Raw genomic sequence first — 13,501 nt, 5'->3', positions numbered from 1 at the left:
ATGGCGCGTCCCGACGGCCGAACGGCCGACCAGCTGCGACCGGTGACCCTGACCCGGCACTGGAGCATCCACCCCGAAGGCTCGGTGCTGGTGGAGTTCGGCAACACCCGGGTGCTGTGCACCGCGAGCGTCACCGAGGGGGTGCCCCGCTGGCGCAAGGGATCCGGCCTCGGCTGGGTCACCGCGGAGTACGCGATGCTGCCCCGGGCCACCAACACCCGCGGCGACCGGGAGAGCGTCAAGGGCAAGGTCGGCGGCCGCACCCAGGAGATCTCCCGGCTGATCGGCCGCAGCCTGCGGGCCTGCATCGACCTGAAGGCGCTCGGCGAGAACTCGATCGTGCTCGACTGTGACGTGCTGCAGGCCGACGGCGGCACCCGGACCGCCGCGATCACCGGCGCCTACGTGGCACTGCACGACGCGGTCACCTGGCTGGCGTCGCGCAAGGCGCTCGCGGGCAAGGTGGAGAAGGTGCTGCACACCTCGATCCAGGCGGTCAGCGTCGGGATCTTCGACGGCGAGGCGCGGCTCGACCTGAACTACGAGGAGGACGTCGCCGCCGGCGTCGACATGAACGTGGTGTGCACCGGCGAGGGCGACTTCGTCGAGGTGCAGGGGACGGGGGAGAACGGCGTGTTCCGCAGGGCTCAGCTGGACGCCATGCTCGATCTCGGTGTGCTCGGGTGCGCCGAGCTGGCCGCCGCGCAGCAGAAGGCCCTCTCCTCGTGAGCGCGCGTCTGCTGCTCGCGACGGGGAACACGAAGAAGCTGGTCGAGCTGCAGCGGATCCTGGACGCGGCGCTCGGCCGCAGCCAGGTCGAGCTGGTCGGCCTCGGTGACTTCCCGGGCTATCCGGACGTCCCCGAGACCGGCCTCACCTTCGGCGAGAACGCGCTGATCAAGGCCCGGGAGGGCGCGAAACGGACCGGCCTGCCGACGGTGGCCGACGACTCCGGCATCGCCGTCGACGCGCTCAACGGCATGCCCGGCGTGTTCAGCGCCCGCTGGTCCGGCAAGCACGGCGACGACGCGGCCAACCTGGACCTGGTGCTGGCCCAGATCAGCGACGTCGCCGACGAGCAGCGGGGCGGGGCGTTCGTGTGCGCGGCCGCGCTGGTCCTGCCGAACGGGCGCGAGCACCTGGTGGAGGGCCGGCAGACCGGGCGCCTGCTGCGCAGCCGGCGCGGCGAGGGCGGTTTCGGTTACGACCCGATCTTCCTCGGGGACGGCCAGGATCGTACGAACGCCGAGCTCGCCCCCGCCGAGAAGGATGCCATCAGCCACCGCGGCAAGGCCTTCCGCGAGCTGTCCAAGGTCATCGCCAAGGAACTGCCCCGCTAGTCCTTCAGCAGCGTCAGCAGATGGTCGAGGACGCGTTCGGAGCGTCCGAGACCGTCGTGGGCGTACTCGCTGGTCACCCACTGACGCAGGTTCCTGATCGAGGACGCGGTGGCCAGTGACATGTCCCGGTCCACGTACATGTCGTCGTGGTAGACGGCGGCCACCACCGGCACCTCGTTGGTGGCCAGCCGCGCCGGGTCGTACAGGGCCGGCCAGTCGTCCTTGGCGGCCAGCCGGTCCGCCGCGCCGGCGAGCGGGACCAGCGCCGGATCCTCCTCGAACAGCCAGGGGTAGATCATCTCCCCGGTGAACCGGACCGGCCCGCCCGCGTCCACGTCGAACGCCGGGAACTCGGCACGGACCCGGTGCGCCGCCCACCCGGTCGCCGCGCCCTGGCCGTAGATCGCCTCGTGCACGATCGCGAACAGCGGGAACTCGGCGAACGAGATCGCCGCGTCCACCCGGCGCAGGAACACCTCGGACAGGTCCGGCCCGGCGAACGCCTCCTCCAGGAGGTGGTGCAGCAAGTCGAAGCGGGCGTTCGAGCCGAGGTGGATGCCGAGCGTCTGGAACCGGCGCGGGGTGAGCCGGTCCCCGCCGGGCAGCCGGGCGTCCTGCTCCCGCAGCGCGTCGACGACCCGCCGGGCCACCGCCTCGTCCTCCGGGTACCGCGCGTAGTACCGCTCGTTGTGCGCCAGCACCCGCGGATAGGCGGCCCGGTAGACGTCCTCCGCGGTCGCGGTCAGCCCCGGCAGCCCACCCGTGATGATCACTTCGCGCAGCCCGTGCGGGGCGAAGCTGAGGTACGAGACCGCGCAGAACCCGCCGAAACTCTGCCCCAGCACGCTCCACTGCCGGTCCCCGGCCAGGTGCGCCCGTAGCAGCTCGGCGTCGGCCACGATGCTGTCCGCCCGGAAGTGCGCCAGGTACCCCGCCGGGTCGTCGACGCGGGCCAGGGTCTGCCGGGTGAGGGGAGTGCTGCGGCCGGTGCCACGCTGGTCGAGCAGCACCACCCGGTAGTCGCGGACCGCCCGGCGCAGCCACACCGGCAGCTCCCGCGGCGCCCGGTGTCCCGGCCCGCCCTGCAGGTAGAGCAGGAACGGCCGGCCTTCGGCCGCCGGATCGTTCGCCCGCACCTCCCGCGCGAAGATCTCGATCCGCGGCCCGTCCGGCTTCCGATGGTCCAGGGGTACGGCGAGGGTGTGCCCGGCGAACACGAGCCCGGAGTGACGATGAATCATCCCCCGAGCCTCCCGCATCGACCCCGGTGTGTTGAGTTCGGGCGCGTAGGACGGCCGAACTCAACACGCGAGGAAGTCGACGTTGGTGTGTTGAGTTGGGGCGCGTAGGACGGCCGAACTCAACACGCGGGAAAGCTAGCGGAGGGGGCCGGTAGTGGCCTCGATGGTGGCGCGCAGGGACGGGCCGGCGACCACCGCGCGGGCCTGTTCCAGGATCGGGGCGAGGAACAGATCGGGGCCGGGGACGCCGGCGAACGGCTCGACCGCGGCCACCGCTGCCCGGCCGGCCGGGGACGGGGTGAGCGGGGCGCGCAGCTGCAGGCCACGGACCGCGGCGAGCAGTTCGACGGCGAGCAGGCTGGTCAGGTTGTCCAGGACGGTCCGCAGCTTCTTGGCCGCCGCCCAGCCCATCGACACGTGATCCTCCTGCATGCCGCTGGTCGGCAGCGAGTCGACCGAGGCGGGGGAGGCGAGCCGCCGGTTCTCCGCGACGATGCCGGCCGCCGTGTACTGGGCGATCATCAGGCCCGAGTTGACCCCGGCGTCGGGGGACAGGAACGGCGGCAGGTCCCGGGAGCGGGTCACGTCGAGGAGCCGGTCGACCCGGCGTTCGGCGATCGCGCCGACCTCGGCGGCGGCGATGGCCAGGAAGTCGGCGGCGAAACCGAGCGGCGCGCCGTGGAAGTTGCCGGTCGACTCGACCCGGCCGTCCGGCAGCACCACCGGGTTGTCGACCACCGACACCAGCTCCCGGCCGCAGGTGACGGAGACGAAGTCGAGGGTGTCCCGGGCCGCGCCGGCGACCTGCGGGGCGCAGCGCATCGAGTACGCGTCCTGCACCGCGTGCGCCAGGTCGTCCCGGTGCGAGTCCATGATCGGCGAGTCCTGCAGCAGCCGGTGGATGTTCGCGGCGGACGCGGCCTGGCCGGGGTGCGGGCGGATGTCGTGCAGTTCGGGCAGGAACGGGCGGTCCGAGCCGAGCATCGCCTCGATCGCGAGGGCCGCCGTCACATCGGCCATGGCGAACAGATGGCGGGCGTCGGCGATCGCCAGCAGCAGCATGCCGAGCATGCCGTCGGTGCCGTTGATCAGCGCCAGGCCCTCCTTGGCGGCCAGGTCCAGCGGCCGTAGCCCGGCCCCGCGCAGCGCCTCCGCCCCGGCGATCCGGGAGCCGTCCTTGGCGAGCACCCAACCTTCGCCGAGCAGCACCAGCGCGCAGTGCGCGAGCGGCGCCAGGTCGCCGGAGGCGCCGAGCGAGCCGTGTTCCGGCACCCATGGCGTGATGTCGTGGTTGAGCAGGTCGACGAGGCCCTGCGCGAGTTCCGGGCGGACCCCGGAGCGGCCCAGCGCCAGCGACCGGACCCGCAGCAGGATCATCGCCCGGACCACCTCGCGTGGCATCGGCGCGCCGATCCCGGCGGCGTGCGAGCGGATCAGCGCGTGCTGCAGCTCGGCCCGCCGGGACGGGGCGATCGACGTGCCGGCGAGCGCGCCGAAACCGGTGGAGACGCCGTAGACGGGCCGCCCGGATGCCTCGATGCCGTCGACGATGGCCCGGCTGACGGCCATCGCCTCGACGGCGGCTGCCGAGATCTCGACATGTGCGGTGCCGCGGGCCACGGCGAGGACGTCGGCGGGGGAGACCCCGGTGGGCTGAACGGTCACGATCATTGCGGCACTCCGTCGTGCAGAACGGTTCGGATCAGGGGCACACCGGGCCGGTAGGCCAGGTGCAGGTGGGAGGGGGCGTCCAGGACGATCAGGTCGGCGCGGGCGCCGACCGAGATCCGGCCGATGTCGGTGCGGCGCAGGGCGTGCGCGCCACCCGCGGTGGCTGCCGTGACCGCTTCGCTCGGGGTGAGACCCATCTCGCGTACGGCCACCGCGATGCAGAACGGCATCGAGGACGTGTACGACGACCCGGGGTTGCAGTCGGTCGCCAGCGCCACGGTGACGCCCGCGCCGAGCAGCCGCCGGGCGTCCGGGTACGGCGACCGGGTGGAGAACTCCGCGCCCGGCAGCAGGGTGGCGACCGTGCCGGACGCCCGGTCGCAGTGGCACATGCAGTCGATCACCGTGGAGGCGAGGGCGTCCACGTCGTCGTCGGTGAGGTGGGTGCAGTGGTCGACGCTGGCCGCGCCCATCTCCACGGCCAGCTGGACACCGGGACCGGGGCCGAGCTGGTTGCCGTGCACCCGCAGCCCGAGCCCGGCGGCCTGCCCGGCGGCGAGAACGGTCCGGGCCTGGTCGGAGTCGAAGGCGCCGGTCTCGCAGAACACGTCGATCCAGCGGGCGTACGGTTTCACCGCGTTCAGCATCGGGCCGGTGACCAGGGCGACGTACGCCCACGGGTCGTCCTTGAACTCGGCCGGCACCACATGCGCCCCGAGGAACGTCGTCTCGCTGGTGAACTCGGCAGCGATCCGCAGGGACCGGGCCTCGTCGGCGACGTTCAGCCCGTACCCCGACTTGATCTCGACAGTGGTGGTGCCCTGCCGCCGCGCCTCGCCGACCAGCCGGGCGGTGGACCGGCGCAGCTCGTCGTCGGTGGCCGCCCGGGTCGCCTCGACGGTGGTGCGGATCCCGCCGCCGGTGTACGGCTCGCCCGCCATCCGGGCCGAGAACTCGGCGGCCCGGTCCCCGGCGAAGACCAGGTGGGCGTGGCTGTCGACGAAGCCGGGCAGCACCGCCGCCCCGCCCGCGTCCAGCATCGTGTCGGCCGCCGGAGCCGAGGCCGCCGGGCCGATCCAGGCGATCCGCCCGTCCTCCGCCACGACCGCCATGTCCCGCCGGATCCCGAGTCCGTGGTCGTTGGTGAACAGCTCACCGATGTCGGTGATCAGGATGCTCATGAGAGGACCTTCGCCAGCTCGCGGGGCACGTCGACGAGGGTGTGCCTGCCGTCGGCGACGATCCGCCGGCCCCCGGAGATCACGTGCGTGACGTCGGCCCCGGTCGCCGCGAAGATCGCCTGGTCGGGACGGGCGCCGGTGGTCCGTACGCTGTCCAGAGCAACCGCGACCAGATCGGCCCGCAAGCCGGGCGCGATACCGCCCGCGTCGTCCCAGCCCAGCGCCGCGTGATTGGCCGCCGCCGCGACCAGCGCCGGCACCGGGAAGTGGCCGCGGCTCTCGGTGGCCAGCCGCTCGTGCATCTCCAGCCCGCGGATCTCCTCGAACGGGTCGATCACCGCGTGACTGTCGCTGCCCAGGCTCAGCGGCACGCCCGCGCCGGCGAGCCGCCCGGCCGGGCCGATGCCGTCGGCCAGGTCCCGTTCGGTGGTCGGGCAGAGGCAGACGCCGGCGCCGCTGTCGCCGAGCAGCTTCACGTCGCCGTCGGTGAGGTGGGTGGCGTGCACGGCGGTGGTGCCCGGCCCGAGGACGCCGTGCCGGTCCAGCAGCTCGGCCGGCGTGCAGCCGTGCACGGCCCGGCACTGCTCGTTCTCGGCGCGCTGTTCGGAGAGGTGCACATGCAGCGGGCCACGGCCGGCCAGCTGGCCGAGCTGATCGGCGGGCACCGCCCGTACCGAATGGATGGCCGCCCCGATCCGGGCGTGGCCGCCCGCGGTGAGCCGGTCCACCCGGTCCGCCCAGGCCGCCGCGTCACCGTCGCCGAACCGTTCCTGCACGCCGTGCAACGGTGTCCCGTCCACGCCGGCGGTCAGGTACAGCGTGTCGAGCAGGGTGATCCGGATCCCGGCCTCGTCGGCGGCCCGGATCAGCGCGGCCCCCATCGCGTTCGGGTCGTCGTAACGCGTGCCGCCGGGACCGTGGTGCAGGTAGTGGAACTCGCCCACGCAGGTGATCCCGGCCAGTGCCATCTCGGCGTAGACGGCCCGCGCCAGGGCCAGGTAGGAGTCCGGGTCGAGGGTGTCGGCGGCCGCGTACATCTGCTCCCGCCAGGTCCAGAAACTGCCCCGGCCCAGGTGCGTACGCCCTCGCAGCACCCGATGGAACGCGTGCGAGTGCGCGTTCGCCAAACCGGGCAGCACCACGCCGGGCAGTGTCTCGCCGTCGCCCCGCGCGCCCGGCGTCACCGCGGCGAACCTGCCGTCCGCGATCTCGATCAGCACGTCGTCCTCGATCCGGCCACCGACCCACGCGTGCCGCGCGAAGAACCTCATCCGAGCGCCTCCAGCACCGTGGCCAGGGCCTCCACACCGGCCTCACAGTCGGCGTCGGAGGCGTGCTCGGCGGGGGCGTGCGACACCCCGGTCGGGTTGCGCACGAACAGCATCGCGGTCGGCACGTGCGCCGACAGCACCCCGGCGTCGTGCCCGGCCTGGGTCGGCAGGATCGGCGCGTCGCCCAGCAGCGCGGACAGCCGACCGGCCAGCGCGGTGTCGAACGCCACCTCGCCGGTCACCGACTCGGCCGTCACCGCCAGTGCGGTTCCGTCCCGGCCCGCCCGGTCGGTGGCCTCCCGCACCACCGCGTCCACCAGCCGGTCCAGCGTCGCGGTGTCGGCGGCGCGGGCGTCCAGCCAGCCGCGGACCAGCGACGGGATGGCGTTGGTGGCGTTCGGTTCGACCTGGACGCGGCCCATCGTGGCGTGGGCGCCTTCCCGGATCGCCTGCTCGTTGGCGGTGAGCACGGTGTGCGCGAAGGTCAGCATCGGGTCGTGCCGGTCGGCCATCCGGGTGGTCCCGGCGTGGTCGCCGACGCCGGTGAAGTCCATCCGCCAGCGGCCGTGCGGCCAGATCGCGCTCCCGACCCCGACCGCCGTCTCCAGGGCTCGCCCTTGCTCGATGTGCAGCTCGACGTAAGCGGCGATATTCGCCACTTGTTCGATAGATCCAGACGGCGCGGCGCCGAGCGCCTCCCCGAAGGTGATCCCGTCCCGGTCTTTCAGGGAGGCGGCCTTCGACGGGGTGACAGTGCCGGTCATAAGGCGAGACCCCAGGCACGGTACGCCGAACCGCCCGCCCTCCTCCTCGACAAATGCCGCAATTCCGACTTTTTGCTCACGCGGCAGGCGATCGGCGGCCAGGAACGCGCTCACGATCCCCAGCGGCCCGTCGTAACCACCGCCGTACGGCACCGAGTCGAAATGCGACCCCGTCAGCACCGTCCCCGGCGCCCACGGCTCACCCCGCCACGCGAACAGGTTCCCGTTGCCGTCCTCGGTCACCGTCATGTCCCGGACGCCGGCCTGCGCCCGGAACCAGTCCCGCAACGTCAGCTCCGGCTCGGTCAGCGCGAACCGCAGGTACCCGCCCCCGTCCACCCGCCCGACCGGCGCGATCTCCGCCCACAGCTTCGCGAACTCGCTCATGACGACATCGGGATGTGCACGCCACCGGCCGACCGCGACTCGTACCCCGCGTCGACGTGCCGCAGCACCCCCATCGCCGGGTCGTTCGTCAGCACCCGCTCGATCTTCTGCCCGGCCAGCGCGGTCCCGTCGGCCACACATACCTGGCCGGCGTGGATGCTGCGGCCGATACCGACCCCGCCGCCGTGGTGGATCGACACCCAGCTCGCCCCGGACGCCGTGTTCACCAGCGCGTTCAGCAGCGGCCAGTCGGCGATCGCGTCGGAGCCGTCGAGCATCGCCTCGGTCTCCCGGTACGGCGACGCCACCGACCCGGAGTCCAGGTGGTCCCGGCCGATCACCAGGGGCGCGCTCACCTCGCCGCGCGCGACCATGTCGTTGAAGCGGACCCCGGCGACGTCGCGTTCGCCGTACCCCAGCCAGCAGATCCGGGCCGGCAGCCCCTGGAAGGCGACCCGCTCGCCGGCCATCCGGATCCACCGGGCGAGCGGCTCGTTCTCCGGGAACAGGTCGAGGACCGCGCGGTCGGTGGCGGCGATGTCGGCCGGGTCGCCGGAGAGCGCCGCCCACCGGAACGGGCCCTTGCCTTCGGCGAAGAGCGGGCGGATGTACGCGGGGACGAACCCGGGGAAGTCGAAGGCCCGCTGGTAGCCGGCGAGTTTCGCCTCGCCCCGGATCGAGTTGCCGTAGTCGAACACCTCGGCCCCGGCGTCCTGGAACCCGACCATGGCCTCGACCTGCTTGGCCATGCTGTCCCGGGACTGCTCGGTGAACTCGTCCGGATTCTTCCGGGCGTAGTCGGCCATGTCCTCCAGCGCGACCCCGATCGGCAGATAGCTCAGCGGGTCATGGGCGCTGGTCTGGTCAGTGACGATGTCGATCGCGACGCCGTTGCGGAGCAGCGCCGGGAAGACCTCCGCGGCGTTGCCGACGACGCCGACACTCAGCGCGCGGCGTTCCTGCTTCGCTTTCATCGCGAGGGTCACGGACTCGTCCAGACTGTCCGCGATGACATCGAGATAACGGGTGTCGACGCGGCGCTGCAGACGGGTCCGGTCCACGTCCACGACCAGGCAGACCCCACCGTTCATGGTCACGGCCAGCGGCTGTGCCCCGCCCATCCCGCCGCACCCGCCGGTCAGGGTCAGCGTTCCGGCCAGGTCGCCGCCGAACCGCTTGGCGGCCACCGCGGCGAACGTCTCGTACGTGCCCTGCAGGATCCCCTGCGTCCCGATGTAGATCCACGAACCGGCCGTCATCTGCCCGTACATGGTGAGGCCGAGCTGCTCCAGGCGGCGGAACTCCGGCCAGGTCGCCCAGTCGCCGACCAGGTTCGAGTTCGCGATCAGCACCCGCGGCGCCCACTCATGGGTGCGCAGCACGCCGACCGGTTTGCCGGACTGCACCAGAAGCGTCTCGTCACCCCGCAACTCGTCCAGCTCCCGGACGATCGCGTGGAACGAGGGCCAGTCCCGGGCGGCCCGGCCGGTGCCGCCGTACACCACGAGATCCTGCGGCCTCTCGGCCACCTCCGGGTCCAGGTTGTTCATCAGCATGCGCTTGGCGGCCTCTTGCGGCCAGCCCTGCGCGGTGTACGCCGTACCGCGCGGCGCCCTGATCTCCGACATCGTTTCCTCCCTCAGGCCATGAAGATGTGCCGGCGAGCGGCTGTCGCCTCGAACTCCTCGAGACGGCGCTGCACCGGCTCCGGGGCCGCGTCACACATCGCCTGCAGCAGCACCATGGCCATCGCCATCGGGCCGGTGTGCAGGTCGAAGACGAGCTGGGTGCCGACCGCGGCGGGCAGCACCACGTCGGCGTGCTCGGCCACCGGGCTGACCGCCGAGTCGGTGATCGCGACCACCGAGAGCCCGGCCGCCTTCGCCTCGCGAACGGCCTCCACCGACTCACGCGGATAGCGGGGGAGCACGATGGCCAGCATCGCACCGGCGCCGTCCGCCCGGGCCTGATCGAGCCGGTCCAGCAGGCTCGTGCCACCGCCGTCGAGCACCCGCACGCCGGGGAACACCTTCGCGGCGAAGTACCCGAAGTAGGCCGCGAGCGGTGCGGCGGCCCGCAGGCCCAGCACGGGCAGCGGGCGGCTCTTGATCAGCAGGCCGGCTGCCCGGCGTACGTCGTCAAGCTCGTGAAGTTGCTCCGCGACCCGCCGCAGGTGCTCCGTCTCGGCGTGCACCGCGCTCTGCATCGCGTTCTGCTCCGCCGGCTCGTCCGGCTCGCCGGTGGTCAGCGCCCGCAGCTCCCGTCGCAGCGCCGGGTATCCGGACCAGCCGAGCGCCATCGCGAACCGGGTCACCGACGGCTGACTGACCCCGGCCAGCTCGGCGACCTCGGCGGCGGACAGATAGGCCGCCTTCGCCGCGTGTTCCACCAGGCTGTGCGCGATCCGCCGCTGGGTGGGGGTGAGGCGCGCGCCCTGGAAGAGATCCAGCACGCGCCCCGCCGTCCTGACCGCATCGTCATTCACGCGGTCAGCTTATGCATAAAATCTTTCAGAAAGCCAGGAGTCCCGGGCTCACGCCTGGGTGATCGGATGCAGAGTCGGGCGGGCCAGCCGCAGATAGTCCTCGGTCCGTAGAGCGATCGAGCGCTCCAGGGTCGCCGCGTTGAAGAACAGCTCCGGATGCGCACAGATCTCCGGATCGGCGAACAGCTCCAGCCGCGGATCGAAGGCGAACGGGACGATCGCGCCACTGACCGCCCCGGACAGCCGCTCCGCCGTCGGCCGGTCGGCGAACATCGCATCGCGGGCCCCGGTCAGCGCCGTGATCCGGGCGAAGTCGACGTGCCGGTGGCCGGGCACGACCGCGAGCACGTACCGATAGCGGCGTTTGGTCACCCGGCTGCGGACCACCAGGCACTTGGCCGCCTCCGCCGGCGAATGGCCGCGCAGCAGGCTGGCCCGGTCGGTGTTCCCCTCGGCGGCGTGATCGATGGTCCGGTACGCGGCACGGCCGCGATCCAGGAGTGCGAAGAGCAGTTCGATGGTCGGCGATGAACGGCGCGCCGGACGTTCGGACGACACGTGGGAACTCCCTCGAAGACGTACGGGAACGACAGTCGCCATTGACCGCAGCGAATCGTAAGCACGCCCCTGACCGGGGACAACGCGCAGCGGCGGCCTTCTCCTCCCAAAGGCGGAGGCGCCACCCGGCGAATGTCCCCCCGTCGCAGGATGCCCACCCGTATCGACCACTGTGAAAATCCTCGGAATGACAGCCAGAACCCTGTCCCTCCGGACCGGTGTCGCCGTCGCCGTCGCCGTCACGGCTCTCGCCGCCCCCGCCACGCCCGCCTCCGCCGCCCCGCCGATCACCTGGGCCGCCTGCACCGAGACCGCCCTCACCGGCTACGACTGCGCCACCTACCAGGTGCCGCTCGACCACGACCAGCCCGGCGGCGCCACCACCACCGTCGCGCTCGCCCGCCGCCCTGCCGGCGACCCCGCCCGCAAGATCGGCACCGTCTTCGTCAACCCGGGCGGGCCCGGCGACCTGGGCCGCGAAACGGTCCGGGCCGCCACCACCATCCTCGCGCCGGACGTCCTCGACCGCTTCGACGTCGTCGGCTTCGACCCGCGGGGGGTCGGTGCCAGCGATCCGGTCCGGTGCTTCCCCACCGACGCCGAGGCCGCCGCGGTCCGCGCCCGGATCGCCACGGTGCCCCTGGCCGACACGCAGATCACCGGCACGCTGCAGGCCCACCGTGACTACACCGACGGCTGCAAGCGCAACGCCGGGCCGCTGCTCACCCACATGAGCACGCTCAACGTGGCCAAGGACCTGGACCTGCTGCGACAAGGCGCCGGGGACACCACGCTCACCTACATCGGCTACTCGTACGGCACCCTCATCGGCGCCACCTACGCCAACCTCTACCCGGACCGCATCCGCGCCCTCGTCCTCGACGGCAACGTCGACCCCGACCAGCGCACCAACCGCCGGATCGCCAACAAGTTCGAACGCGCCGGCGGCTTCGAGACCGCCCTCGACGGCTTCCTCACCGCCTGCGACGCGGCCGGGCCGAACTGCGCCTTCTCCGGCGGCGCCCGCGCCAAGTTCGACACCATCCGCGACCGGCTGCGGCAAGGACCCGTCGAACTCCCCGGCAGCGGCCCGATCGACATCGACGTGCTGACCGGGTTCGTCACCGACACCCTCCAGGTCGTCGAATACTTCCCCGAACTGGCCGGCACCCTCCAGTACATCCACCAGGTCATCTCCGGGAGCGCGGTGACAGCCCGGACCCCGGCGACCCTGACGCTGCCAAACCGCGGACGGTCCGGTGACTACCCGTACGCGACAAGCTCCCGCGGCAGCTACGACGCGTTCCGGGCCGTCAACTGCGCCGACGCGCCACTGCCCCGCAACCCCGCCGTCTACCCGCCGCTCGCCGCCGCCTTCGAGACCGCACACCCGACCTTCGGGCGCGCCGAGGCGTTCAGCGAAGCCGGCTGCGCGAACTGGCCCGCCGTCGACGAGCGCTACGCCGGACCGTGGAACAAACGCACCGCACAGACCGTGCTGGTGGTCAACCCGACCTACGACCCGGCCACGCCGTACACCTTCGGGGTCCGGATGTCCCGGCAACTCGGCAACGCCCGCCTCCTCACCCTCGACGGCTTCGGCCACACCAGCAGCTTCAGCGCCTGCGTCATCGGCTGGTACACCCGGTACCTGCTCAACGGCGAGATCCCCGCCGCCGGCACCCGCTGCGCCCAGGACCGGGCGCCCTTCCCCGCCGCCTGACATGCTGCGGACCCGGCCCGTACGCGAGCCGGGTCCGCACATGGCAGTCTGAGGCCATGCGGATCTCGGCGCTGCACACGTACCCGGTCAAGGGCTGCCACCGCCTCGACCACCACGAAGCCCGCGTCGAACCCTGGGGCCTCGCCGGCGACCGCCGCTGGATGATCATCGACCCCGACGGCGTCGGCATCACCCAGCGCGACACCCCGATCCTCACCCAGCTCACCGCCCACCCCCGCCCCGGCGGCCTGACCCTCCGCGCCCCCGGCCGGCCCGAACTCGACGTCACCGAACCCACCGACGGCGTCAAGATCCAAGTACGGGTGTTCCGCAACAAGAACCCCCTCCCCGCCCGCCTCGCCGACACCGCCTGGATCTCCGCCTTCCTCGGCCGCGACGCCCGCCTCGTCTGGCAGGCCGACCCCACCGCCCGCGCCGTCGACGACGCCGCCCAACCCGGCAACCGCGTCAGCCTCGCCGACGGCTACCCCCTCCTCCTCGCCAACACCGCCTCCCTCGACGCCGTCAACGACTGGCTCACCGAAACCGGCGACGAACCCGTACCCATGCACCGCTTCCGCCCCAACCTCGTCGTCGACGGCGCACCCGCCTGGGCCGAGGACCAGTGGATCGGCCACACACTGGACATCGGCGAAACGCGCTTCCGGGTCGCCAAAGCCTGCGCACGCTGCCGCGTCACCACCATCGACCAGGAGACCGGCGAAACCGGCCGGCAGCCGCTCACCGTCCTCGGCAGCCACCGCCGCGTCGGCAAAGGACTCCTCTTCGCCGTCAACCTCATCCCCGACCTCCCCGCCGGCCGCACCACCACGATCCGGGTCGGCGACCCGGTCAGCCCGCCCGGCTGATCACCGTCCCT

The 13,501-nt window shown here is 72.5% G+C and carries 12 protein-coding genes; 4 read left to right on the top strand and 8 right to left on the bottom strand.

The features are described from left to right. Both rph and rdgB read left to right on the top strand, forming a co-directional pair. Positions 1–729, top strand: coding sequence for a ribonuclease PH (gene rph, locus ACZ3II_RS07635; RefSeq protein WP_043521931.1), 729 nt, complete (start codon positions 1–3; stop codon positions 727–729). Continuing rightward, a complete protein-coding gene (rdgB, locus tag ACZ3II_RS07630) occupies positions 726–1,340 on the top strand; it encodes an RdgB/HAM1 family non-canonical purine NTP pyrophosphatase (RefSeq protein WP_465516816.1) in 615 nt (204 codons plus the stop codon). Before rph ends, rdgB begins: the two co-directional genes overlap by 4 nt. On the opposite strand, the gene ACZ3II_RS07625 is transcribed toward rdgB, so the two are convergent. The 8 genes from ACZ3II_RS07625 to ACZ3II_RS07590 form a co-directional block, all read right to left on the bottom strand. Then, complete coding sequence (locus tag ACZ3II_RS07625; RefSeq protein ID WP_465516815.1) at positions 1,337–2,581, bottom strand: alpha/beta fold hydrolase; 1,245 nt, start codon at positions 2,579–2,581, stop codon at positions 1,337–1,339. The two genes, rdgB and ACZ3II_RS07625, sit on opposite strands and share 4 nt — an antisense overlap. Positions 2,582–2,716: 135 nt before the next feature. Next, positions 2,717–4,252: a histidine ammonia-lyase gene (gene hutH, locus ACZ3II_RS07620; RefSeq protein ID WP_465516814.1), complete on the bottom strand. Its 1,536-nt coding sequence runs from the start codon at positions 4,250–4,252 to the stop codon at positions 2,717–2,719. After that, the gene (hutI, locus tag ACZ3II_RS07615) at positions 4,249–5,433 is read right to left on the bottom strand and encodes an imidazolonepropionase (protein WP_465516813.1); all 1,185 of its coding nucleotides are present in this window, start codon (positions 5,431–5,433) and stop codon (positions 4,249–4,251) included. Before hutI ends, hutH begins: the two co-directional genes overlap by 4 nt. After that, positions 5,430–6,704, bottom strand: coding sequence for a formimidoylglutamate deiminase (locus ACZ3II_RS07610; RefSeq protein WP_465516812.1), 1,275 nt, complete (start codon positions 6,702–6,704; stop codon positions 5,430–5,432). Before ACZ3II_RS07610 ends, hutI begins: the two co-directional genes overlap by 4 nt. Beyond that, entirely contained in the window at positions 6,701–7,855 is a 1,155-nt protein-coding gene (locus ACZ3II_RS07605; RefSeq protein ID WP_465516811.1) for an allantoate amidohydrolase, read from the bottom strand. The genes ACZ3II_RS07610 and ACZ3II_RS07605 overlap by 4 nt, the downstream gene beginning before the upstream one ends. Beyond that, entirely contained in the window at positions 7,852–9,483 is a 1,632-nt protein-coding gene (gene hutU / locus ACZ3II_RS07600; protein ID WP_465516810.1) for a urocanate hydratase, read from the bottom strand. Before hutU ends, ACZ3II_RS07605 begins: the two co-directional genes overlap by 4 nt. Positions 9,484–9,494: 11 nt before the next feature. After that, positions 9,495–10,340: a MurR/RpiR family transcriptional regulator gene (locus ACZ3II_RS07595; RefSeq protein WP_465516809.1), complete on the bottom strand. Its 846-nt coding sequence runs from the start codon at positions 10,338–10,340 to the stop codon at positions 9,495–9,497. 48 nt (positions 10,341–10,388) lie between these two features. Continuing rightward, on the bottom strand, positions 10,389–10,898 hold the full coding sequence (locus ACZ3II_RS07590) for a YbaK/EbsC family protein (protein ID WP_465516808.1): 510 nt from the start codon (positions 10,896–10,898) through the stop codon (positions 10,389–10,391). Between the two features lie 187 nt (positions 10,899–11,085). On the opposite strand from ACZ3II_RS07590, the gene ACZ3II_RS07585 reads away from it, so the two are divergent. Together ACZ3II_RS07585 and ACZ3II_RS07580 are read left to right on the top strand one after the other, a co-directional pair. Then, positions 11,086–12,621, top strand: coding sequence for an alpha/beta hydrolase (locus tag ACZ3II_RS07585; protein ID WP_465516807.1), 1,536 nt, complete (start codon positions 11,086–11,088; stop codon positions 12,619–12,621). A gap of 56 nt (positions 12,622–12,677) precedes the next feature. After that, positions 12,678–13,490: an MOSC domain-containing protein gene (locus ACZ3II_RS07580; RefSeq protein WP_465516806.1), complete on the top strand. Its 813-nt coding sequence runs from the start codon at positions 12,678–12,680 to the stop codon at positions 13,488–13,490. Positions 13,491–13,501 lie beyond the last annotated feature (11 nt).

Source organism: Actinoplanes sp. NPDC019969 (genome assembly GCF_055562375.1).
The sequence above is the reverse complement of the archived record's forward strand: the minus strand, read 5'-3'. Positions and strand labels throughout refer to the sequence as shown.